Source organism: Paenibacillus sp. W2I17 (assembly GCF_030815985.1).
GTDB lineage: Bacteria > Bacillota > Bacilli > Paenibacillales > Paenibacillaceae > Paenibacillus.
Genome location: NZ_JAUSXM010000001.1, coordinates 2,518,534 through 2,542,903 on the forward strand (window position 1 = coordinate 2,518,534; position 24,370 = coordinate 2,542,903).

A 24,370-nucleotide genomic window follows, 5' to 3' on the forward strand; every position below is an offset into this window, starting at 1 on the left:
ATCTTTATTCACCAAAATAATAACCAGGACGATCCCTTTTATTTTAAATTCAAAAAGGATCGTCTTTTTATTTGAAAGCAATCCTCAATACACCACGTACACTGCTTCGGGCTTTAATAACTCAAAGCAAAAAGCAGCCCTACCGGACTGCCAGACTTCTGCTTTATACCAAAAACGTTCAGAAAATCTTCTTTGTCTCCCGATCGTCTTTCAGGATCTCTACAGCCTCCCGGAAACGTAAGGAATGCACAATCTCCCGCTCCCTTAGAAACTTCAGACTATCCTGCAGATCCACGTCATCGGTCAGGTCGATCAACCATTGATATGTAGCCCGGGCTTTCTCTTCTGCTGCAATGTCCTCGTACAGATCCGCAATCGGATCACCCTTTGCAGCAATGTAGGCAGCTGTAAAGGGAACACCGGAGGAATTGGTATAAAACAAGGCAGAATCGCGTTGAGCATAGTTCGGCCCAAGTCCCGCTTCTTCCAATTGATCCACCGACGCGTCCTTGGTTAACTTGTAGATCATGGTGGCAATCATCTCCAGATGAGAAAATTCCTCTGTAGCAATATCCGTCAACAGACCGATAATCTTGTCTGGAATCGTATACCGCTGATTCAGATATCGAAGGGCAGCGGCCAACTCCCCATCGGCACCGCCATATTGTTCCATCAGCAGTTTCGCCATACGAGGATCACATTTACTAACCCTAACGGGATATTGCAGTTTTTTCTCATACACCCACATGTAAGACGCCTCCCTCTACGTTATTAAAATACAGCCCTTCTTCTAACCCTCGGGCTTCCTGTCCCTAAAGTCCGTGCAAGGAAGCCTGAGGCTGATGTATCACACTTGCCATGGCCAGGGCGTCTGAGACCATTCCCACGGATACTTGGAGAAGGCATGACCAAAGTTCATCAGTGGTCCATACAATTGTTGAAACTCCTGCGCCACCCGCGTACGTTCTTGCGTGAATTTGTTATATTGCTCTATGCTTTGATAATCCCCAGGATGGGTGTCCAGGTACAGATTCAGCTCCACTAATACAAAATCCAGAGCCTGAAGCTCCTCCAGCAGCTCATAGTATTGGGTATCGCACGCTTTTGCTCCTTCAGGTTCCATCCACATCCACCTTCCTTCCCTTCGATCTTGCTGGTGTATAAGGGCTGTATAATGCAGGCCATAACGTCCCCACCCTTAATGCTTCAGCCGGACTGTACTGTGGCCAGCCCATAGGCTGAAATGGAATAAATAATTGCGGAGGTACCAGATACGTCCGAATCTCTACTGGCGGACAAGGATCAAACGGCCCCACAAAAGGGGCGTAAGCACGAAGTTGCGGATCTTTCACAGAACAACGCCTCCTATAATACATCGTTGGTGCAACTGAATATCACTGAGGTCCTTCCAGTTTCCCGTCTCTATAACCATATGACGCTGTCCCCCAAGTTAATCCCAAATTCGTTTCAACTATGTGCAGAAGTTCTCCAAATTCTTCTTTAAAATAAAAAAAGACCTTCGGTTCGTTCCCCTTTCAGGTAACTTCCAAAGGTCTTATATCCTGGCAGATTCTCGTAATCTGCGTCATTTCATACTTTTGCTCGTCTTATCTTGCTCCTGCAACGAGTTCTATTCTACTGGTTTTTCTTCCGAATTCATGTCTTGAGGAACAGATTGCTTGTATACTCGAACCCGGGTAATTCGCAAACGAGTGGACTCCTCCACTTCAAAGACGTATCCATTCAGCTCCCGAGTTTTGCCCTTGGCTGGACTACCTCCAAGCTCTTTAAACAGCCATCCGCCAATGGTATCCACTTCTTCATCCTCAATGATGGCTCCGGTCCACTTATGAACTTCTTCAATAAGCGAACGACCATCAATGGAAAACGAATCACCACTGCGTTCCATATGCGGACGCTCATCCTCAAATTCGTCATACAAATCTCCAACGATCTCTTCCAGAATTTCTTCCGCAGTCAACAATCCAGCTGTGCCGCCATATTCATCCACAACCAGCGTCATCTGAGAATGTTTCTTCTGCATCAGACGCAGCACATGGCTGATTTCCATGGATTCAGGAACGTTTAAGATTGGACGGACAAGTGAAGCCAGATCATGTTGTTGCTCCGGTTTAGCCAGCAACAGATCGGTGATGTGTATGAATCCAATGATCTCATCCTTGTCTTCTACTGCTACGGGATACCGGGAATGTTTGGTTGCATTAATGATCTCCAGGTTCTCTTCCAAAGACATATGCGTGTATAGACAATCCATGTCTGTACGTGGCAGCATCACTTCACGTGCCAACATATCGGAGAAATCAAAGATGTTGTCCATCAGTTTGATCTCATCTTTATCGATGACACCACTTTTGGCACTCTGCTTCATCAGAATTCGAAGTTCATCTTCCGAGTGAGCTTCTCCTTCACTGGCAGGTTCGATACCTGCCAGACGCAGCAATGCATTGGCCGATACATTCAGTACCCAGATGAACGGGAAGAAGATTTTGTAGAACAACAGCAAGGGCGCAGATAAGAACAATGCCACACCGTCTGTTTTTTGAATAGCTAACGATTTAGGTGCAAGCTCACCCAGCACAATATGCAGAAACGTAATGATACAAAAACCGATAATGACCGACACGGTCGAAATAAGCCCTGTATCTCCTACACCAAGTTTAAACATGAGTGGCTCAACGAGCAATTCGGAGATGGCTGGTTCTCCCAGCCACCCGAGTCCAAGTGATGTCAGCGTAATCCCGAACTGAGTTGCCGATAGATAGGAATCCAGTTTACTATTCACCTTCAGTGCATAACCAGCAAAACGGTTTCCTTCACTCTGCAATTGAGTTAAGCGCGTTTGCCTTACTTTCACAAGGGAAAATTCCGCTGCGACAAATACGCCATTCAAAAATACGAGCAAAAAGACACAGACCAGATTAAATACCAGTTGTCCAAGATGAAATTCGGTATGAATATCCAAGTTGAAACTCCCCTTTTCTATCTATTTCAGGAATACACCTGGAATATCAACGTGTGATTGCCTTTCTAGATTTGAAATCTACGCCCTTGTAATACATATCTGCCACTAGCAGGTTTGGTCCGCAACAGGATGCAATATCGCAATGGCAATTGACCGTTTGATTCAACGGATGTTCAGCTGACCATTCATGGAACACATCATCCAGTTTACGATCACGAATGTTGCCAAATGCCGGGATATCAGCAAAATCCGTCACATACACATTACCCGTAAACATGTTGACGTTAACGCGATTGCGTCCGTCCGGATCATTACGTACCGTCACATTTGGTTCGCTGTATAAACGGTTGATCAGTTCCCGATCCTGCTCTGCTGCACTGCATGCGAAGAACGGCAATGTTCCGAAAAGCATCCACATATCCTTGTCACGCACATCAAGTAAACGATGAATCGCTGCTCTCATATGATCCAGTGATAAGACCGGCAGTGACGAAGCAAAGTTCGAATTATACATCGGATGCACTTCATGACGGACACAGCCCATCTCACGAATCAATTGGTGAATACCATCCAGCTTGTCGTGCGTACGGAAGTTAATCATCGATTCCGCAGAGATAAACATGCCTGCTTCACTCAGTTTGCGGGAATTTTCAATCATTTTCTCATACATCTTCACCGCGACTTCACGTTTCACAGGTCTGCCACTATTCGCAAATCCAACTTGATGGAAATCGTCAGCATTCAGATAGTTGAATGAGATATGCATAACGTCCAGATAAGGTAAAAGTTGCTCATACCGGCTGATATCCAGCGTTAAATTCGAATTGATCTGGGAACGAATTCCACGTTCCTTGGCATATTTGAGCAGCGGAATAATCATCTCATCCACTGTTTTCTGGCTAAAGCTTGGCTCGCCACCCGTCAGACTAATCGTCTGCAGATGCTCCACTTCATCCAATCGTTTTAGCATCAGAGGGGAGCGGAAGAGCCGGCGCCTCACGCATCGTAAGCATATCTCCCACGGCACAATGCTCACACCTCATATTGCACAGATGTGTCACGGTCATTTCTACACTGGTCAGCACATGGCGTCCATATGTACGCAGAGAGCCGATCGGATCCCACGGATCATTCGTTGGCGATAAAGGCATCGGTTGTACCGATCCTGAGTTTAGCATGGTCATTGTTCTTCACCTTATTCCTTTTATTAACCTAAAAAGTTTTATTTACATCATACCTTGTGTTTCTCTTTTTGGAGTTATCTTTTATCATAGCACAATTTTGAATGCTCCGGCATACGTAGACCCTGTCCATTACATGACAAAAAACACTCAGGTAACTCCGGGCCGAATCACGAAACGGCCCCGATATTACGACATGAGCGCTAATCATTTCTAAGCTTGTTCAGCTTTCCAACCGTTCACTTTGGGCAGATGAAGGTGTATCCTCCAGACCCTCTACACCTGTGATCATCACAGACAGTGCTGTAGACAGGTTAATTTCGTAGGGCGAAGATAAGGTCTGGCCGTCGGCATCCTTGAGCACCCGGATAAGTGGACGTTGAGGAACACGTGGATGAATCGCTGCGACCACCCCAACCTCTCCCGTACTGAGCGTGACCGATAGACCCACGGGGTAGATCGCTACACAATCCCTGAATCTCTCCAGCATTCGTTGTTCATAAAGCGTTCCTGAGCCCGTATACAGCACCTCTACGGCCTGATGTGGCAGCAAGGCTTGCTTGTAGACTCGATTCGTTGTCATGGCATCATACGAATCAGCAAGAGCAATCCACTTGGCATACTCATGAATCTCTTTATCCTTCAGCCCAAAGGGATATCCGCTGCCATCAATTCGCTCATGGTGCTGCAATGCACAATGCGCAGATAGAAGTGGTATACCTGGTTCGTCTTTGAGAATACGGTGTCCATATGTAGTGTGCTGCTGAATGATTTTGAATTCCTCGTCACTTAATCTGGAGGGTTTATGCAGAATTTCTGGTGCAATCTGTGTTTTGCCGATATCATGCAACAAAGCGCCCAGACCAATCTCCATTAATTGCTGGCGTGTGTAACCCGAAGCGACACCAAGAACCAGCGTGTACACACATACATTCAGAGAATGGTTATACAGGTCAAAATCGCTGGAGTTCATGTCCATCAGCATAATCATGGCTTCCTTCTGACTGCCGATGTCTTCCAGAATCGCATTCATCACACCACTAAGCGCTTTACCGAAATGAGGAATCCGATTTTTGGTTTTCAGTCCTGACATACTCTGAAATTGCTGTTTGATCTCGACCAGTGCCTTCCTTCGGGTCTCTTCCTGCAACATTTCAGGAACGATGATGTCCTCTGTCGCAGCATCTTTAATATACACATAACTGACCCCAAGATCCTTAAGGCGTCCAATCAATCGACTGGTTAGCTCTACATCCTCACTAAGTAATACAAGGCCTTCTTCACTATAAATACGTTTCCCCAGCTTCATGCCAGGCTGCAATAAGTTTATATGTACTAAACGCACAGCCTATCCTCTCCCGCTCCGTAGATGTAATTACCACTAGCCGCCGCTTCAGCAGAAGGCAAGTACTTTAAATTTAGCTTTGATGCCAGCGGGCTCGCAGGCTGTCGTCCAGAGCCCCTGGTCGTTTTATTTCCGTTTCCAGCAAATCGCGTATGAATTCCGGAAGATGATAGAGCGTACGGGTTCCATGAGCAAGAGGAGGATACCCCACATTGAACGTAAACATGTCCAGTGTCCCAACGATATACTCACATTGTTCGTCCATTGGCTCCCCATTAATGGATATGGCCTGGATCTTCTCATAGGCTGGCGCATCCGGATTGTATTGAACTTCCATTCCGTCCATACATAACGTGCCTAGAATATGACCACGAAAACCAAATCCCACAATGGGCTTACCTGAAAACTCGTCCAACAAGGACTGCTCAAGTGCTTCACGAATATGACTTCCACTCAAGCATATTGTACAAGCATTTATAGGAGATGGACATAGGGAATGCAACATTCCTTTTGTAATATTACCTTGTGGAAGCTCTCCGAGAAGCTGACCTGCATTCACCAGAGACAGCTGTGCCCCCGTGAAATGACGTACAGCTTGTGCAAGCAAGGTAGCAAACGGGGATTCCCGGTCATACGCGATGGGCAGCACCCGATCCGTTATCACTGCCGTCTGATTGAGTGTCCTTTCGGCTTCCGTACGATTCGTAGCGATTGCCAGCGCAACCTGATCATCCAGTAATATACTCTTGGCAGCCATACAACCGCTACTTACCAGTTGGAGAGGTTCTTCCACACTTGTTCGTTCCAGAACCACTTTCCCAAGCCATTGGCCAAATTTCCCAGCTGCACCCAGCACGGTCTGACCAATGACTAATGGTTCTTCGAGAACATGATGGGTATGTCCACCGAGAATAACATCAATTCCAGTAATCTGCTCTGCCAATCTCCGATCTGTCGAAAGCCCCAGATGTGAAAGAATAACTATCACATCCACTTCATCACGTAATGCTTCCACTTGAGCTCTTAGTGAATCCACAGGGTCCAGAACATCCCACCCGAGCAATTCGTAAAACGTGGTAAAAGGGGCCGTTGCCCCCAGCAGACCAACGCGAAATGGACCTTTCTCCACAATCAGAGAAGGTTTCATCCACACTGGCGCAAGTCCAGTATCTTGGTCCACAACATTGCTGCATACCACAGGACACAGAAGTCCAGCGTAAGACTGCGAGAGCTGATCTGGCGTAAAGGTTAGTCCTTCGTTGTTACCGATTGTAATGGCATCGTAGCCCGTCAGATTAATAACATCAACATTAGCCGTACCCAGTGTTCCCTCTGTTTCAACGGCCATCCGGTCCATATGATCGCCGATATCCAATACAAGGAAGTTGCCACCTTGGTCACGTTCCTCATTGATCATAGCGGCGATGGTGCTCATGGAGCCGAAGTGGCTATGAATGTCGTTGGTGTGCAGAATCGTTAACGTTTGCTTCTCCCTGGTGCTCATCACACCGCCTCCCCTGCTCTTCAATAAACGTTCATTCTTCTAATGGATAAGCATAACATTTTCCGCGTCGTTATGATATATTTATAGGGTTTAGAGATCAAAAAGAGGTGAGTAATATCTATGAAATTGACAATTCAACTATTTGCAGGCATTGCAGAACGTTTAAATACATCCCTTCTGGAGTTTGAGTACATTGGAGACATTCCAACCGCTGCCGATTTAAAAGAAAAACTGAGTCTGGCCTACCCAGAGGCAGCTTCTCAGATAAAGACATCCTTTTTGGCAGTTAACCAGCAGTACGCTCCTGCCGATACTATACTTAGCTCAGAAGATGAACTTGCGTTGATCCCTCCCGTCTCTGGCGGCGATGGTACGGATATATCCGATGAAAAGCTTCGCTCTACCGTTCCAGAGCATCGGACTGAAGATGGCTTATTTCTGATTACAGAGTCCACCTTGTCCGTGGAAGCAACAACGGCACTAGTGATTACCCCGAATCACGGGGCAGCTCTTACTTTTGTAGGTACGACTCGTGAAATGACCGGTGAACAGCGCACGGTTCATCTTGAATACGAGGCCTATGTGCCGATGGCTCTTTCTCAGATGGCAGCCATTGGTGTGGAAATCTCCGATCGCTGGCCTGGTGTGTTATGTGCAATCAGTCACCGAATCGGCAAAGTCGATGTGGCAGAGATTAGTGTAGTCATTGCCGTTTCCTCGCCTCATCGCAACGACTGTTATGATGCAAGCCGTTACGCCATAGAGAGACTCAAACAGACCGTTCCGATCTGGAAAAAGGAAATTTGGGAAGATGGATCTGAATGGAAGGGACATCAATTAGGACCATGGAACCCCATAGAGAACTAAATAATGAGCCTTTACACCTTTTAGATAGAGTGGGTTAATAGTAAATAAGTCGTTGTCAACCCATTTTTTTCTTGTTATTATAATTATATGTGTCGATATTAGTCGAGAAAAGGTGGTTTATACGTGAGAGTGCATGTTACTGATCTTAAACCGGGTGACCTGTTAAAAAATGATGTATACAACAGTTCGGGTCTCCACATGCTGATGAAAGGTTCCACCCTCAGTGAAGATGACCTATCCAAACTGTTGCAACATGGAATCGAGTACGCAGATGTAGAACACACAACATCCGACCTACACTCTGATGCACAAACCTTACCTTCCGATCAAACCCGTCTGTTAACTAACTTGTTTAACGATACGATCAAAGGTACTGAATCTCTATTTCAACAAGCGATGGAGAAGGGTTTTATTGATGAGACACAGGTCGATGAGATTTTGTTTACCCTAACAGAACAGTTGGAAAAACAAAAAGATGTTGTCTCCTTGTTGCTTATGCTGGACGGGGATAGCGATTATACGTACAACCATTCATTGCAAGTCGGAATGCTCGCTTTTTATATCGCCGGCTGGATGGGTTACAACCCCGAGGAATGTCTAACGGTAGCCAAAGCAGGATATCTTCATGATATCGGTAAGTCCAAGATTCCTTCTGAGATTTTACATAAACCTGGTAAATTGACCACGGAAGAATTTGACGAAATGAAGAAACACACATTCTTTGGGTACGATATCATTAAAGAATCCACGCAGGATGAAATTCTGGCAATGGTTGCACTTCAGCATCATGAGCGCGAGGATGGAAGTGGTTATCCTCATGGGCTGCGAGGAGACGAGATCCACCCATTTGCCCGTATAACTGCTGTAGCAGACGTTTACAGCGCCATGACGACCAATCGGGTGTACCAGACCAAACAGGAACTGATCTCTGTTCTATGTGAACTGTACAGCCTCAGCTTTGGTCAGTTAAATGCTGAAGCAACACAGGAACTGATAAAGCACATGCTGCCTAATTTTATCGGTAAAAGGGTTCTGCTCACCACGGGTCAGACGGGACTCATTGTCATGAACAATCCTGCGGATTATTTCCGACCACTCGTTCAGACCTCTACGGCCTTTATCGATTTAGCGAAAGAAAGAGATATTGCTATCGTTGAGATTTATGTACAGTAACTGTTCATTGTACACAGCATGTATACGAAGAACTCCATAGTAACTGAAATAACCAACTCATAGGTTGGCATATGACAAAAGGGAAGCCGTAATCGGCTTCCCTTTTGTCTATTCCGATTCGATCATGTTGGAATTACACGCAGAATGCTTTGGTGATGATAACCAACAGAATGAACAGTACCAAGATTGCACCAGTGTTTGTGAACATATTGTATCCGCCAACGCCGCCTACTCCGCCTACGTTGCCACCACAGCCATATCCTACTTCGCTCATGTGATTGCCTCCTCTTCATCAGGTATACCCTAACATATGACGTTTCCGTTGGAATGAACCGGGCGAACAGGCAACATTCGATAAATGGTTGTCTGTCTGCATCTACTTGAGTGGTTTAGCCTTTTGCTATTCCCTGTTCTTTGCAGAGATCTATATGTCGGACTCCGAATGAACCTGGATGCCTTTTTCCTTGCGGTACATGATAACAAGTAATCTCCAAAATTCATAACTGCCTTTGTCATTCATAATAAACGGTCGATAATAATCAAATGCTTGCTGCGCCCATGCGGGACAATCCATATTGGAAAGTTGCTCCTGTTGCTGAATCCATCCCCCTTGAATCTCCAGCGTTTTCTGCATGGCTTCAAACATTTTCTTCTGCTCAGTGGTCATCGGCGGAGCCTCCTGTTCCTGAGATGCAGTTCCGTATTCGGCCTGTAGATACGCACCCGGTTCCATCACACCATCTTCGCTGGCTGTGTACCCGTACGATGGCGCACTTGTTTTACGAATCTCATAATGTACATGCGGGCCAGTACTCTGACCCGTGCTTCCCTGATTCCCGATAAGCTGGCCTCGCTTCACACGCTGCCCAACGGTTACGGCAATCCGCGAAAGGTGAGCATAACAATGCAAGTAGCCACGATGATCTTGAAGGGCAACTGTAAGCCCGTAACCGCCGAATCCGGAGCCTGTAACTCCTTCGGAAGCAAAACGTACCCTGCCTTCCATAAAGGCATAGACCGGGCCATTCCAAGGCTCTGTCACGAGATCAATTCCGCGGTGAAATGTCTGTCCACCATGAATAGGATGAATTCGATAGCCGAATGAACTTGTAATCCGATATCCCTCGAAAGGGTTCACGCTCATACACTCACATCCTTTTCTATCATTAAATGCTTAAATCTATGAAATGGCTTGTGCTATTGGTCTTATTTTATTCCACAAAAATACCGCTCAGAATATCATTAGGGAAACCTTATGGTCTCTCTCCAACGTATATTCCAAGCGGCGATGTGCTAATATGAACACTCTATGAAATGTATATATTATTATTTCATTTTAACCACTACTCACTTCTAATTCAGAGGTCTGAATATGACGCCTAGCTGATCCAATTCCTGTCCTGCTCTTCCATAAAATCCGGCAATGTACCACCCCGCTGGTGCCTCAAGTTTGATTTGATCCGAGGTCTTTTGTCCGCCTTCAACTTTATTTCCAAGATTGGTGGACAACTCCACGTAAAAGATCCGTTTATCACCATTTCGTGTCCCCTGACCAATTGTGACCTCGGTTAAGTACTCTCCCTCTGCCAAGGTAAGTGTGGAAATGTTGGATTGACCACCATGTGCCAGATTCGTTCCATCCCTGTACAGCGTTGAAATGCCGTCTACACGATTGCCCGAGTTAAGCACCACTGAGCTAGGTCTGGCATCGGGAATCTGATTCAGATCATTAAACCCAGTTCCTCCGGATCCTCCGATTGTTGAACTTAATTGGTACTGAGAAGATGTGCTGTACACAAATTCCGCTGTAATCGGATAATGATCGGAGAGTTGCTTCCCACTCGGGTCAACAAATGTTTGATTTTCTAACCGATAGCTCTGTGCATTAAGGGACAATGCTTTACTTCCGCGATACAAAATTTTGTCCACTATCTCGTAGTTGGGTCCATTTAAATTGGTTGTATCCATAAGGGCTTCACCATCAGCGGGAATACTCCCACCTCGAATCAAATCGATCCACGGATCTCTTAAACCATTCTCAGACATGAGTAGCTCTATATTGTCAGCCGCACGGGTGTACCGTGTATTGGTATCCCCAAATACGATAACTGCGTTCCCGTCCGAGTGCTCCTTTATGTAATTGGAGAGTTGTCTGATATTATCTCGTCTGGCCTCAAGAGATTTATCATCGCTACCTGCGTCCGCATGCAAGTTGTACACGTCCACTTTCACCTGAGGTGTGATCTCATACGTAGCTGCTGTAAATCCTTTTGGAGTCAATTCATCACTTCCATTGTCAAAAAGACCGGATCGCTTATCCCAGGTTACGCGCTTCAAGTCACGGAATGGATATTTGGACAGACTGTTCAACCCACTACAAAACCCGCAATTCCGCTGGTTGTCGTCAAATACGGCAGAGTGATTTGAGATATCAGCTCATTATGATAATTAAAATCCTCTTGCACATTAATGATGTCATAGTCATTTAATTTGGGGGAAATCTGAACGGTGTACTCCTTGGGGTTGGAACTGGAAACCAGGTCCGGAAGACCACCTACATTGTAACTAAGCACCTTGAACGAACCCAATACTGATCCACCTTCTGCAGCACTCGCCGTTGATAAAAATAACGGTGAGCTCGTAAAGGCAACAACAGCAGACAATACCAAGGCTGCTCCTTTTTTAACTATACTTCTTCGCATTATATACCTCCTCATATTTGAATCTATTCAAATATATGTAATATTCGTTAATGGAAGAATAACGCTGGTCTATTCATTTGTAAATATACAAATTGAACTAAAGAATATTTCACTTGCCACTCCGATAACAGAACAACCTTCTGAACGCTGTTATCCCCAGATTTTTGAATAAAAATACCCCCTAGAGAGACTTTTTAAAAAGTCTGCTCTAGAGGGTATTCGATCACATAAAACGATATCTACCGCTTAACATCAGCAACTAGCTTCAGCTTTACGGCTTCGAAAGGCGCTGCATTGGATTAACCAATGGAGCCCTCCATTTCGAATTTGATCAATCTATTCATCTCAACGGCGTATTCCATTGGCAATTCCTTCGTGAATGGCTCAATGAAGCCCATGATAATCATCTGTGTTGCTTCTGCATCAGTCAGACCACGGCTCATCAGGTAGAAGAGTTGATCCTCAGACACTTTGGATACTGTAGCTTCATGCTCCAGCATGATGTTATCATTCATGATTTCATTGTAAGGAATTGTATCCGATGTGGACTCATTATCGAGAATGAGTGTATCACACTTGATGTTGGATTTCGCGCCCTCAGCTTGACGTCCAAAGGAAGCCAAACCACGGTACGTTACTTTACCACCATGTTTACTGATGGACTTGGATACAATCGTAGATGTTGTATCCGGAGCCAAGTGGATCATTTTCGCACCTGCATCCTGATGCTGGTTTTTACCAGCTACAGCGATGGAAAGTACGGAACCTTTAGCTCCACGACCTTTCAGTACAACCGCTGGATATTTCATTGTCAGTTTGGAACCGATGTTACCATCGACCCATTCCATTGTTGCATTTTCTTCAGCAACTGCACGTTTCGTAACGAGGTTGTAGATGTTTGGTGCCCAGTTTTGAATCGTTGTGTAACGAACACGGGCATTTTTCTTACAGATGATCTCAACAACCGCACTATGCAGTGAGTTCGTGCTGTAGATTGGAGCTGTACAGCCCTCTACATAGTGAACGAAGCTGTCTTCGTCCGCAATGATGAGTGTACGCTCGAATTGTCCCATATTCTCGGAGTTAATCCGGAAGTAGGCTTGCAGAGGCACTTCACATTTAACGCCCTTAGGCACGTAGATGAAGCTTCCTCCGGACCATACCGCACTATTCAAAGCAGCAAATTTGTTATCTGCTGGTGGAATAACCGTTGCAAAATATTCACGCAGGATTTCCGGATGCTCTCTGAGAGCCGTATCCGTATCCATGAAGATTACACCTTGGTCTTCCAATTCCTTTTGCATGTTGTGGTATACAACCTCGGACTCATACTGAGCCGATACACCTGCAAGGAACTTTTGCTCTGCTTCAGGGATACCCAATTTATCAAAGGTTTCCTTGATTTCAGAAGGAACTTCCTCCCATGTTTTACCTTGTTTTTCCGAAGCACGTACATAATACTGAATTTCATTGAAATCCAATCCGTCGAGATCTCCGCCCCATTTCGGCATTGGCATCTTTTCGAATTGTTTCAAGGATTTCAAACGGAATTCCAACATCCATTCCGGTTCATTCTTAATCTTGGAAATCTCGGTAACCACTTCTGCAGTCAGACCTTTACCGGTTTGAAAGATGGATTTGTGCTCGTCGCGAAAACCATATTTGTACTCTTCCATTTCTGGTGCTTTTTTAGCCATCTTGCTCTACCTCCCTATCGTTATTGTACTTTGTTCTCTTCGTCAATCCCTTTGCGTAATGCATTCCAGGCCAGAGTGGCACATTTGATGCGTGCAGGGAACTTGTTCACACCGGATAGGGCTTCGAGATCTTCATAATCGTCGAAATCGACTTCTTCACCTTTCATCAGTGAGGAAAAACGGTTAGCGATATCGAGTGCCTGTTCCATCGTTTTGCCTTTGACGGCCTCCGTCATCATCGATGCAGAGGACATACTGATGGAGCAGCCTTCACCCGTATATTTGGCTTCCTGAACGATTCCGTCTTTCAGCAAAATTTGCAGTGAAATCCGGTCGCCGCACGTTGGATTGTTCAAATTCACCGTGACAGCGTCATTATCAAATGTTCCGCGGTTACGCGGGTTTTTGTAGTGGTCCATTATAACACGTCTGTACAGATCATCAAGTTGCATCGCCAAAATACTCCTTTGTCTGGATTAAGGCGCTGACAAGCCGATCTACATCTTGTTCGTTATTGTATAGATAGAAGCTGGCACGAGCTGTTGAGCTAACTTCAAGCCAGCGCATTAGCGGTTGACAGCAATGGTGTCCGGCACGAATGGCTACGCCACTCGCATCCAGCACGGTTGCCACATCATGCGGATGAACATCACCCAGGTTAAAGGTAACGACACCCACATGCCGCTTGGCTGGGCCATAGATCGTTAACCCATCAATTTCGGACAGACGTTCCGTCGCATAAGCTGCCAGCACACTTTCATGATGTGCAATTTCATCCATACCAATCTGCTCCAGAAAATCAATGGCAGCTCCCAAACCTACCGCACCTGCGATAATCGGGGTTCCGCCTTCGAACTTCCAGGGAAGTTCTTTCCAGTTGGATTCGTACAGACCCACATCATCAATCATTTCACCACCGAACTCAATGGGTTCCATGGACTCCAGCAGCGCCTTTTTGCCGTAGAGTGCACCGATTCCCGTTGGTCCGCACATTTTATGACCGGATAATGCATAGAAATCACAGTCCAGATCCTGAACGTCCACCTTCATGTGAGGTGTGCTTTGTGCGCCATCAACAACGATGACAGCACCATTGCGGTGTGCAATTTCAGCAATTTGTTTCACAGGATGGATCAGACCCATAACATTGGATACATAAGCGATTGCTACAATTTTAGTATTGTTCGTAATCGTCTTCTCGACATCAGCCAATTCAATATGACCGTCTGGCTGAAGCGGAATGTATTTCAATGTTGCACCTGTCTCCTTGGCAACTTGCTGCCAAGGAATCAGATTACTATGGTGCTCCATTTGCGTGATAACAATTTCATCGCCTTCTTTGCAATTAGCGCGGGCATATGATGAAGCCACCAGATTCAGGGCTGTCGTTGTCCCGCGAGTAAAGATAATCTCCTGTGTACGGCGGGCATTGATAAACTTGGCTACCTTCTCACGTGCGCCTTCGTAAGCGTCAGTTGCACGGCTTCCAAGGGTATGAACACCGCGGTGTACGTTGGAGTTCTCATACTCATAATAATGTTTGACTGCTTCGATCACAGCATGAGGCTTCTGTGAAGTTGCAGCACTATCTAAATATACGAGCGGGTGTCCGTTAATTTCCTGGTGGAGGATCGGGAACTGCTCGCGAATGGACGGGTTCATTGTCCCAGCTTCTTCTCAATCAGGGACTGCAGTTGGGTGCGCAGTGCTTCCAAAGGAATATCCGCCACCACCGGAGCCAGGAAGCCATAGATGATCAGGCGTTCGGCATCCGTACGGTTAATTCCGCGCGACATCAAGTAATGAATCTGCTCGGCATTGACTTGACCAACAGAAGCCGCGTGACCTGCTGTTACATCATCCTCATCAATAAGGAGGATTGGGTTGGCGTCTCCACGTGCTTTAGGGCTCAGCATCAACACTTTCTCTGTCTGCTGTCCATCGGCTTTGGTAGCGCCTTTCTCAATCTTAGTGATCCCGTTGATGATTGCAGAAGCTTCTTCACGCATAACTGCACGTGTAATCATCTGACTTGGTGTATTCTTGCCGAAGTGACGCGCTTCTGTGGTGTAGTTGATTTTCTGCGAACCAGAACCTACAGCGATGACTTTGGAATCAGAACTTGATCCATTGCCTTTCAGCACGGTCATCGTGTTGCTCGCTGTGTCGCCATTGTTCATTTCGCCTACAATCCACTCGATGGAAGCATCATTCTCCAGCACTGCACGACGGAATGAAACATCAGTTACATTCAGACTCAGTTGATGAACCGATGCGAAACGTACTTTAGCACCGGATTTTGCGAATACTTCCACAACACCATTATGGAAAACAGGTGCGGACAATTCGCCAGATACATAGTTATCAACATAAGTTACTGAACTGTTTGCTTCTGCAACCACAAGCACGTGAGGTGCAAACGTTGCAGATGCGTCATCCGTAAGCAACACTGCTTGAAGTGGTACTTCGATTTCGACATTTTTCGGAACATACAGGAAGACCCCGCCATTCCAAAGTGCCGCATGCAATGCAGCGAGGGAATGCTCATCCGCTTTAACTGCTGTGTTCAGATATTGTTTTACCAGATCGCCATGTTCGCGAACCGCTGTAGCCAGATCCGTGAAGATAACTCCTTTTGCTGCCAGATCAGCAGACACCTTGGAGTATACCGTACCGGAATTGCGCTGGATAACCAGACTGCCTTCAGCTTGATCCTGAACCAGATCTTTGATAGAAGCAGGTACTTCTGTCAAAGAAGAAATGGCTTCACTTGTTTTATATGTTCCGTACTCGCTGACATTCCAGCGTTCGATTTTTTGTTTTTCCAGTTTAGGAAGCGCAAGCCCGCTCGCAAGCTTTAAAGCTTCAAGCCGCTGTTCGGTCAACCAGCCGGGTTCATTGTTGCTTTCCGACAAGGCGCGAAGCGCTTCAGATTCAACCGGAAGAATTGTTTGTGTAGTCATTAATTAATCCTCCTCCGTTTTGTCTTTACGCTTCTTGGCCTACAGTTTCGTCTGTAATTCCCAGCTCTGCCTTTACCCAGTCATACCCTTCTGCTTCCAGACGGTGAGCCAATTCAGGTCCGCCGGATTTCACGATACGACCTTGCATCATTACGTGAACATAGTCAGGCGTAATGTAGTTCAACAGACGTTGGTAGTGAGTGATGATCAGGAAGCCACGGTCTTCGCTCTTCATAGCGTTCACACCGTCAGCCACGATTTTCAAAGCATCGATGTCCAGACCGGAGTCAATTTCATCAAGTACTACGATTTTCGGATCAAGCAGCATCATTTGCAGAATCTCGTTACGTTTTTTCTCACCACCGGAGAAACCTTCATTCAGGTAACGGTGAGCGAACTCAGGGTTCATGTCGAGTTCTTTCATTTTACCTTCCATTTGACGAATGAACTTGATCAGGGAGATCTCGTTACCTTCGCCACGACGTGCGTTAATTGCACTACGCAAGAAGTCGGAGTTCGTAACACCTGCAATTTCACTTGGGTATTGCATAGCCAGGAAGAGACCTGCACGTGCGCGCTCATCTACAGCCATATCCAATACATCTTCACCATCAAGTGTAATTGTACCGTCTGTTACTTCATATTTAGGATGACCCATCAATGCAGAAGCCAGAGTGGATTTACCTGTTCCGTTCGGACCCATGATTGCGTGGATTTCTCCACCTTTCATTTCCAGGTTGATGCCTTTCAGGATTTCCTTACCTTCGATCGTCGCTTTCAGACCTTCAATGACGAAATTCGTAGCCATGTGTATTGTTTCCCTCCATTGATTAAATTGATGTTTACTGTCGAAAACGAAAAAGCGCCTATTATATCTGAACAGGGCTTCCCCTGAATTTCTCTTGTACTCGATTCCTTAAAGCAAGAGCACTTTAGAATAATTCTAAACTGATTCTCAATGATAATCAAGCTATTTCCTTAGAGTGTATATTCCTTGCAGGAAACATTATTCTTTCTGATTCTATAATAAATACCAGATTGAATCAAATGAGAAAACATCTCCCGCAAAGATAGACAGTGAGAAAAATCACAGAAAATGAAGCTTTTATCGTATCTGCTATACACTAATCTAAAAAAAGGACTTATCCATATTATGGACAAGCCCCTTCATTAATAATATTACAATTTGAGCATCTCGTTAATCTTCTGTACCTGTTCGTCAAAATCCGCAACGTCCACCACCGGCGTCATTTCGCGCGGCACCGGACCATTCGGAATAGAAATCCATGAACGGCAACCGTTATATTCAGGCAGTACGGGGATTTCCATCGGTTCTTTCAAAAGGTACACACGTAAAATCAATACATGGAGCGGATCTTTCCGTTTCCATTTCAAACGGTCTTCGGCAAAATCCGCTGTCCACATATGAAAGTCAAGAAGTCGATCCAGCATCTCCTGATCTCGTATCTCCAGATCCTGCGTTACTTCGGCATATGCAGTAATACGGATTGTCGAAGCTTCGGGCACCCATTCGGCCAGTGATTCTTCAACATAGGATTGATCCGAGGACTTTATCAGTTCTTTACGCTGATGTTCATAAGTCGGATACAGGTAAAACGCCGGACTTTTCAGCTCAAAATGTCGGGTTTCCTCTACGATTCCACCTTTGCGCATCACCATAATTTGGCGACCCGTTTCCAGTGCTTTGATTGCAGAAGCCCATTCTTTTAAAGCCGGTATCGTTGGTTCTAACATAAGCGGTTCCCTCCCCTATCGTTCTTGTCAGCAGTATAGACGCTCAGGGCGTTTCTGACAACAAAGATCCGAGCTCAGAAAACTTACGTAAGAGAACCACTTGTATTAGGCAAAATCTTGGCTATATTAACCTAGGAAAGAGCGAAGCATCCACATGTGTTTCTCAAGGTCAGCCTTGAAGCCTGTCAGCATATCGGATGTAGGTTGATCTTCAGCTGCATCTGCAACTTCGATACCTTCCTGATATTCATTCGAAAGTGTAGCGAAGTCCTCGATGAGGTTTTGCACCATTGTTTTTGCGTCTTCTCCGCCTGCTGCTTCTTGGATAGAAGAAAGCTCCAGATACTCTTTCATTGTAGCCGCTGGGCTACCTTTCAGCGTAAGGATACGCTCTGCGATTTCATCCATTTGTACTGTAACTTCGTTGTAGAACTCTTCGAATTTCACATGCAACGTGAAGAAGTTAGGTCCTTTAACGTACCAGTGATAGTTATGGATTTTAACATACAATACGTTCAGGTTAGCTACCTGACGATTAAGTACTTGTTCCACCGATTTTGCTTGATCTGTTTTGTTTTTTGTAGCCATATTAATCCCATCCTTTTATTTAAAATTAGTCTGTCATGCCGTGGTAAGCAGGTTGTCCTGCCATGCATAACAGAGAGTTAATAATGCGTCACCGCTTGCTAGCAGAGAGGCTTGTTAACGGCGTTTCTCTCAACCGTCCGGCCTATTTGTTTTTACCCTCGAACCGGAAGTTCGAATCAGGATCAACTTGGCTTGTCTCAAAAAAAAGTTCAAAAACCGCGCTATTTCCGATATACTGACATATACCAAGCAAAGAAGTGGGTTTTCCTGTTTCTTCATATATATGGAGGTGGCACCTTTGTCCCAATATCGCCCGTTTACCCCCCAGGATGCAATTGAACTGGCCAAAACATTACCGGGTCCATTTGCGGCAGATGCGAATCTGGATTGTCACGAGATCGGCGACGGCAATCTGAATTTGGTATTCCACATCACGGATCAGAACTCCGATAAAAGTATCATTATCAAACAGGCGCTTCCTTATGCGAAAGTGGTTGGAGAATCATGGCCACTCTCTCTGGTACGTGCCCGCATTGAACGTGAGATTCTCCAGGAAGAGTATCGTCTGTGTCCAGGTATGGTACCCGAAGTGTATCATTACGATGACGACCTCGCGTTAACGGTTATGGAAGATCTGAGTGATCATGTAATCATGCGCAAAGGCCTGATCGAAGGTGTTTCCTATCCTCTTTTTGCACAGCATATTGGGGAATTCATGGCAAGAACGCTGTTCTTCACATCCGACTTGGGCATGGATCAGCAATTGAAGAAGGAACAACAGGGCAGATTCATTAATCCGGACCAATGTAAAATAACGGAGGATCTGATCTTTGATGAACCCTACCGGATCGCCGAGAAAAATAATTATGATGTTTCCATTGAAGACGAGGCTGAAGCCCTTCGCACAGATGGAGAGCTTCACCTTGAAGTGGCCTTGCTGCGGGAAAAATTCCTGACACATGGGCAGGCACTGCTTCATGGAGATCTGCATACAGGCAGTATTTTTGTTACACCTGAATCAACCAAAGTCATCGATCCCGAATTTGCATATTACGGACCCATGGGATTCGATGTTGGTGCAGTCCTTGCAAACCTGCTCTTGAATTACGCATCCCTTCCAGGATGGATCCAGGATGAGACTGCTTTGCGCGAGCGTGAAACGCTTATGCTGAATATGGTTCGTGATGTATGGACTGAATTCGAATCTCGTTTCCGTGCCCTCTGGGTTAATGATCTCGTTGATCCGATGGCAAAAACGCCAGGCTATCAGGATCTGTATGTGCAACAATTGTTCAGAGATTCCATTGGCTTCGCAGGTGCCAAAATGGTTCGTCGTATCGTGGGACTCGCTCACGTGGCGGATATTGATACCATTCCAAATGCAACTGAACGTGAACATGCTCAGCGTAAAGCATTGTCCATTGGTAAAGCATTGATCAAGAACAATCGTCGCTTGAATACCATCGGCGAAGTACTGGATATCGTATCCACAGCTGTTACTACTACTAAGGCTTAACATAAGGAACGGAGGAACCACCCATGACAACCCCTGAATATGAGCCTCTGTCCTCTCTCATCTGGAAAAAGGACAAGCTTGAAATGCTTGACCAGCGTCTGTTGCCCGAAACGATCCTCATGTTGAAACTGTATACACCCGAGGAAGTATGGGAATCCATCCACTCCATGAAAGTACGCGGTGCTCCCAGCGATTGGTATTGCTGCTGCATTTGGTGTTGTATTGGGTGCCAAATCATACGACGGAACGACCGTTCAAGGTTGGTTGGACCACGTAAAATCCATATGTGCTCATCTGGCTACTTCCCGTCCAACAGCGGTGAACCTGTTCTGGGCACTGGATCGCATGGTGCAAAAAGCAAATGAGGTCGTTGAATCCGGCCTGAGCCTGGATGAGGGCAATGATGCGCTTGAAGTAGAAGCTCTGTTGATTCAGAAGGAAGACGAAGAAGTATGTCGCATGATCGGCGAGAATGCACTGCCTTTATTTGAAGATGGCATGGGTGTGCTCACCCACTGTAATGCAGGCGGACTGGCTACTGCGAAATATGGTACGGCAACTGCTCCAATGTATCTCGCACAGGAACGCGGCATTCACCTGAAAGTATTTGCAGACGAAACTCGTCCTGTACTTCAGGGTGCACGCCTAACTGCATTTGAGTTACAGCAAGCCGGCATTGACGTTACGCTGCTCTGTGATAACATGGCAGGCATGGTGATGTCCAAAGGCTGGATTCAAGCCGTTATCGTCGGAACAGATCGTGTTGCAGCGAATGGTGACGTAGCTAACAAAATCGGAACCTATAGCGTAGCCGTGCTTGCCAAGGCTCATAATATTCCGTTCTATGTAGCGAGCCCATTGTCGACTATCGACTTGTCCACTCCATCCGGGGACCTCATTCCGATTGAAGAACGCGCTGCGGAAGAAGTCACTGAAGGATTTGGTAAACGTACAGCACCGCAAGGTGTTAAAGTATACAATCCAGCATTTGACGTAACACCTAACGAATATGTAACAGCTATTATCACGGAAAAAGGCGTTGTTCGCGCACCTTTCCAAGAAAATCTGGCTGCCTTGTTCGCGAAGGAAGAAGCTTAATTTAATGAGAAGCGTTCGTGTGTATAGAGGTGGGAGCTACGATGTGCCAGGCTCTGTATTACGACGTTAAATAAGGGCTTCCCATATGGGGAGCCCTTTTATAATGATTAGATCATTTTCAACAAAGCCTCTACACCCGTCATGCCAACCGTAATGCCCATGGCCTCGGCTTCTGTTGTCACCGACTCCATAGGTGCATGCAGCAACTGCTCCAGTGTACGCACACCAACCGCCCGAGCCGCAATAATTTTGCGATCCCCGAGCTTCTCATTAAGTAATCCCACGTCGAGTGCTCCGCACATGATATATCCTTTGGATGTGTTAATAGTCAGCAAAGTTGTTTTGGGCAGTTTGACTTCTACCCCAACTAATACATGTTCTCCAACTACAATAGGCTCCATCGTCACCATAATTTCCCGATCCACCTCCTCTTCCACAGGTCACGATAATTGTATGCCTCATTCTGGATTGTCGTGTGGACACCTGCCGTGTTTGAGAAAATGTAGGTACTTACAGTTCAAATATACTGTTGGTAAATCTTTTCGCAGACTTAGATAATAGATATATGCTTAGTTGGAATATAAAAAGCCACCCTCACCCAGGGATGGTCAAAGTGGCCCTACCTTAAAACGTATGCTCATCATTCTTTAATCGCCTTATCTCCGTTAACTCTCTTCTAATCCCCAGTACTCGTCTATGAAGTACACTACGGTCTATTGATTCAGCTACCGACTTTTTGAACTGGATATCTAATTCACTTAATTGCTCCTGAGCTAGTTTCTTTTTATGTATTGGATTAACTTGGACTTTTGTAGTTTCAGGCTTGATAGGCTTCAATCTTTTCTGCTTCATAATCTGTTCAAATACACTGTCCTCTTGACGCATGGTCTTCATTCCTTAATATGTGATGAACACATTGTATCATAACGAGAAGACGACTGTTACACAATAAAATACAGATGCTTAGAGTTGGGCAAAAGCCTAAACGCAAAAAAAAGAGGGCCAATGCCCTCTTTGATAATTAACTCTTTTTATAAAATGTAAAAATAAGCTTGATTCCCTGGACTCTTCACAAATACTTTGGTCACTATATCACTGGCATCCCGTTTACGGATACTTGCAATTGAATCTAACTCTTCATTCGTAATAACTCTTGGTAGGAGATACGCGGCCAGATCAGGCTTGGAAATTGTCATTTCAGTAGCCATATCCACAATCTGTCTCACATCTACCGTAGAATGCATATCCTTCCACTCTCGTACCTGAAGATAGCCATCCAAGTATTCTCTTTCCTTGATACTAATGTGTGCATCCAAAACATCCATATACTTAACCTCAATGCTGGAAAGCACATCAGGTCTGGATATATATAATTGCCCAGGCTGTTCTTCCAAATAAGGAATCTCAAGAGTACCTGCTCTCTCATCATGATCTAATGCCCTGACTTGAAGAACACTATTCAGATCAGGCTTATTAACCGTAATCTCCGAAATCACAGTCGAATCACCATCGTACATGACCGTAAGCAAAGACCCCAACGTTGAAGTTGCTTTTATATAATCGGAGACTTCCAATGAAACATGAAGATCAGGTATGGATACAATTAAACTCGTATCCCGTCCATCATTGAACAACTGTGATATCGTTAACGTACTGACCAGAGACATTTGTCTATCTACCGTAATAACTGAAGGCAAGTCAGGATGAGACACTGTGATTTCTACAGTTTTTTCGTCGTCCAGACCTGTTCTAACGGCAAGATTGCCGTCTGTATCTCTAGTTGTTCGTATGGCGGTAATGAACTGCGAATGAAGCTCGGGCTTAGAAATAGAAACCCATGTTTCCTTCTCTTCTGTCCTACTTTCAGCAATAGAAATGTTCGAATCCAGGTCCGCGTCTATACGTTTAGCTACTATCAGATCTACATCCAGGTCCGGACGGCTGACTGCGATTACTTGAGGTATATCATGATGCATGTGATCCTCATAGCGGTGGACGTACAACTGAGATTTGAGCCAATCTAGCCCAATATCACTGTGCACAACTAACATTGAAGCTATGTCCTTGTAGCCTACACCATAAATAAAAACTTCACTTTCGATTTCAGTTCGACCGATGGAATAGATTTGAGAAGTGATATATCTAATCTTCAAAACAGGTGGTTTGGAAGACTCACGAGTGTTGAAATAGATCGGCGTGTTGCCGCTAGACTGAATAATCATTCCATCGTTCGAAAGAATACCTTCTCTCCACATTTGAAGTAATGCCATCATATCAAACTCAACATAACGTTCAGTCGTATCCAGGGTATAACTGGACGATAAGAGCTGAATGGAATGAGGTCTGTTCGCATACGTAATCCCGTACTCACGCCACAACGTATCAGGCTGATGCAGCTCAATGTGTGCTCCAGGTGCCAGGGTTCCTGTGTAATATAACCTCAATTTAGCGTCTTCCAGATATAACAGATCAGGTATTCTGGTATCCAAATCACCGAAATGTATAAACGATTCGAATTGCTCTATCTCGTCTCTACCGATCATCATACGCTGTGTATCACCAAAGTTGAGCGTCTGCAGGTGAGTTTGGCTTCGTGTGGTCGCATCAGCAACAGGCTTCAGGTTAACAGTCACACGCGGTGCTTCCAGTAATTCATATTTGCCGTGTGCACGGTTATGTGGTCGAACGTACAAAATGCCTTCAAGATCAACTTTGGATGCCGCTTGAATGGTTGCGCTCAGATCCCCTTGCGACCTGTACATCACATATAGCGAATTGCTTAATTCCTCTGAACGTCTGACACGTACGGATACATTGGAGACGATCTCGCTAACTTTTCTTGTAGCAGCTATTAGGACCGAAGGCAGTTCTTCATCCACCTGATTGTACAGGATATACTTTGCTGCAAAACGATTTTCCGGACTTTTAATATGTATATAACTATCTAATAGAGTCTCCCCGTTATTAATTCCACTCACTTCCTGTCTCATTGTATTGA

23 protein-coding genes and 2 pseudogenes are annotated in these 24,370 nt (G+C 45.4%); 4 read left to right on the forward strand and 21 right to left on the reverse strand.

The genetic code is table 11. The features are described 5' to 3' along the window. Positions 1-178: 178 nt before the first annotated feature. From QF041_RS10995 to QF041_RS11025, 7 genes and pseudogenes are all read right to left on the reverse strand, one after another. The gene (locus QF041_RS10995) at positions 179-748 is read right to left on the reverse strand and encodes a manganese catalase family protein (protein WP_036669914.1); all 570 of its coding nucleotides are present in this window, start codon (positions 746-748) and stop codon (positions 179-181) included. Between the two features lie 99 nt (positions 749-847). Beyond that, positions 848-1,123: a spore coat protein CotJB gene (locus QF041_RS11000; RefSeq protein ID WP_036669913.1), complete on the reverse strand. Its 276-nt coding sequence runs from the start codon at positions 1,121-1,123 to the stop codon at positions 848-850. Beyond that, a complete protein-coding gene (locus QF041_RS11005) occupies positions 1,113-1,352 on the reverse strand; it encodes a spore coat associated protein CotJA (RefSeq protein WP_017689526.1) in 240 nt (79 codons plus the stop codon). The genes QF041_RS11000 and QF041_RS11005 overlap by 11 nt, the downstream gene beginning before the upstream one ends. Positions 1,353-1,630: 278 nt before the next feature. Further along, on the reverse strand, positions 1,631-2,983 hold the full coding sequence (locus QF041_RS11010; RefSeq protein ID WP_307414058.1) for a hemolysin family protein: 1,353 nt from the start codon (positions 2,981-2,983) through the stop codon (positions 1,631-1,633). A gap of 46 nt (positions 2,984-3,029) precedes the next feature. After that, a pseudogene (gene yfkAB / locus QF041_RS11015) lies at positions 3,030-4,167 on the reverse strand (radical SAM/CxCxxxxC motif protein YfkAB). 220 nt (positions 4,168-4,387) lie between these two features. Then, entirely contained in the window at positions 4,388-5,509 is a 1,122-nt protein-coding gene (locus tag QF041_RS11020; RefSeq protein ID WP_307414059.1) for an HD-GYP domain-containing protein, read from the reverse strand. Between the two features lie 73 nt (positions 5,510-5,582). Further along, the gene (locus QF041_RS11025; protein WP_307414060.1) at positions 5,583-7,013 is read right to left on the reverse strand and encodes a bifunctional metallophosphatase/5'-nucleotidase; all 1,431 of its coding nucleotides are present in this window, start codon (positions 7,011-7,013) and stop codon (positions 5,583-5,585) included. Between the two features lie 120 nt (positions 7,014-7,133). On the opposite strand from QF041_RS11025, the gene QF041_RS11030 reads away from it, so the two are divergent. Then, entirely contained in the window at positions 7,134-7,880 is a 747-nt protein-coding gene (locus QF041_RS11030; protein ID WP_307414061.1) for a molybdenum cofactor biosynthesis protein, read from the forward strand. 123 nt (positions 7,881-8,003) lie between these two features. Next, the gene (locus tag QF041_RS11035) at positions 8,004-9,053 is read left to right on the forward strand and encodes an HD-GYP domain-containing protein (protein WP_307414062.1); all 1,050 of its coding nucleotides are present in this window, start codon (positions 8,004-8,006) and stop codon (positions 9,051-9,053) included. 133 nt (positions 9,054-9,186) lie between these two features. Here the strand turns inward: QF041_RS11035 and QF041_RS11040 are convergent, their stop codons facing one another. From QF041_RS11040 to QF041_RS11090, 11 genes are all read right to left on the reverse strand, one after another. Further along, positions 9,187-9,327 (reverse strand): hypothetical protein, encoded by a 141-nt coding sequence (locus QF041_RS11040; RefSeq protein WP_017689533.1) that lies wholly within the window; start codon positions 9,325-9,327, stop codon positions 9,187-9,189. A 150-nt stretch (positions 9,328-9,477) separates the two neighbouring features. After that, complete coding sequence (locus QF041_RS11045) at positions 9,478-10,197, reverse strand: M23 family metallopeptidase (protein ID WP_307414063.1); 720 nt, start codon at positions 10,195-10,197, stop codon at positions 9,478-9,480. Positions 10,198-10,406: 209 nt separating this feature from the next. Further along, positions 10,407-11,423, reverse strand: coding sequence for a jacalin-like lectin (locus QF041_RS11050; RefSeq protein WP_307414064.1), 1,017 nt, complete (start codon positions 11,421-11,423; stop codon positions 10,407-10,409). Continuing rightward, positions 11,420-11,755, reverse strand: coding sequence for a hypothetical protein (locus tag QF041_RS11055; RefSeq protein WP_307414065.1), 336 nt, complete (start codon positions 11,753-11,755; stop codon positions 11,420-11,422). The genes QF041_RS11050 and QF041_RS11055 overlap by 4 nt, the downstream gene beginning before the upstream one ends. A gap of 299 nt (positions 11,756-12,054) precedes the next feature. Continuing rightward, positions 12,055-13,452: a Fe-S cluster assembly protein SufB gene (sufB, locus tag QF041_RS11060; protein WP_036669904.1), complete on the reverse strand. Its 1,398-nt coding sequence runs from the start codon at positions 13,450-13,452 to the stop codon at positions 12,055-12,057. Positions 13,453-13,472: 20 nt separating this feature from the next. Further along, a complete protein-coding gene (gene sufU / locus QF041_RS11065) occupies positions 13,473-13,904 on the reverse strand; it encodes a Fe-S cluster assembly sulfur transfer protein SufU (protein ID WP_017689537.1) in 432 nt (143 codons plus the stop codon). After that, a complete protein-coding gene (locus QF041_RS11070) occupies positions 13,894-15,114 on the reverse strand; it encodes a cysteine desulfurase (RefSeq protein WP_076330320.1) in 1,221 nt (406 codons plus the stop codon). The genes sufU and QF041_RS11070 overlap by 11 nt, the downstream gene beginning before the upstream one ends. Beyond that, the gene (gene sufD / locus QF041_RS11075; RefSeq protein WP_307414066.1) at positions 15,111-16,415 is read right to left on the reverse strand and encodes a Fe-S cluster assembly protein SufD; all 1,305 of its coding nucleotides are present in this window, start codon (positions 16,413-16,415) and stop codon (positions 15,111-15,113) included. Before sufD ends, QF041_RS11070 begins: the two co-directional genes overlap by 4 nt. A 25-nt stretch (positions 16,416-16,440) precedes the next feature. Beyond that, positions 16,441-17,223 carry a Fe-S cluster assembly ATPase SufC gene (gene sufC / locus QF041_RS11080; RefSeq protein ID WP_017689540.1) on the reverse strand — a complete coding sequence of 261 codons (783 nt, stop codon included), beginning with the start codon at positions 17,221-17,223 and terminating at the stop codon, positions 16,441-16,443. A gap of 371 nt (positions 17,224-17,594) precedes the next feature. Further along, positions 17,595-18,170, reverse strand: a complete 576-nt coding sequence (locus tag QF041_RS11085; protein WP_017689541.1) for a DUF1802 family protein — start codon at positions 18,168-18,170, stop codon at positions 17,595-17,597. A 126-nt stretch (positions 18,171-18,296) separates the two neighbouring features. Then, a complete protein-coding gene (locus QF041_RS11090) occupies positions 18,297-18,758 on the reverse strand; it encodes a Dps family protein (protein ID WP_017689542.1) in 462 nt (153 codons plus the stop codon). A 298-nt stretch (positions 18,759-19,056) separates the two neighbouring features. Between QF041_RS11090 and mtnK the strand changes: the two genes are divergently transcribed. Beyond that, positions 19,057-20,274, forward strand: coding sequence for an S-methyl-5-thioribose kinase (mtnK, locus tag QF041_RS11095; protein ID WP_307414067.1), 1,218 nt, complete (start codon positions 19,057-19,059; stop codon positions 20,272-20,274). A 23-nt stretch (positions 20,275-20,297) separates the two neighbouring features. Continuing rightward, positions 20,298-21,372 (forward strand): annotated as a pseudogene (mtnA, locus tag QF041_RS11100) (S-methyl-5-thioribose-1-phosphate isomerase). A gap of 107 nt (positions 21,373-21,479) precedes the next feature. Here mtnA and QF041_RS11105 read toward each other — a convergent pair. The 3 genes from QF041_RS11105 to QF041_RS11115 all read right to left on the reverse strand — a co-directional run bounded on the left by QF041_RS11105 (position 21,480) and on the right by QF041_RS11115 (position 24,362). Next, positions 21,480-21,782, reverse strand: coding sequence for a YunC family protein (locus QF041_RS11105; RefSeq protein WP_017689545.1), 303 nt, complete (start codon positions 21,780-21,782; stop codon positions 21,480-21,482). A gap of 214 nt (positions 21,783-21,996) precedes the next feature. After that, on the reverse strand, positions 21,997-22,257 hold the full coding sequence (locus QF041_RS11110) for a hypothetical protein (protein WP_307414068.1): 261 nt from the start codon (positions 22,255-22,257) through the stop codon (positions 21,997-21,999). A gap of 146 nt (positions 22,258-22,403) precedes the next feature. Continuing rightward, the gene (locus QF041_RS11115; protein ID WP_307414069.1) at positions 22,404-24,362 is read right to left on the reverse strand and encodes a DNRLRE domain-containing protein; all 1,959 of its coding nucleotides are present in this window, start codon (positions 24,360-24,362) and stop codon (positions 22,404-22,406) included. Between the last annotated feature and the right edge of the window lie 8 nt (positions 24,363-24,370).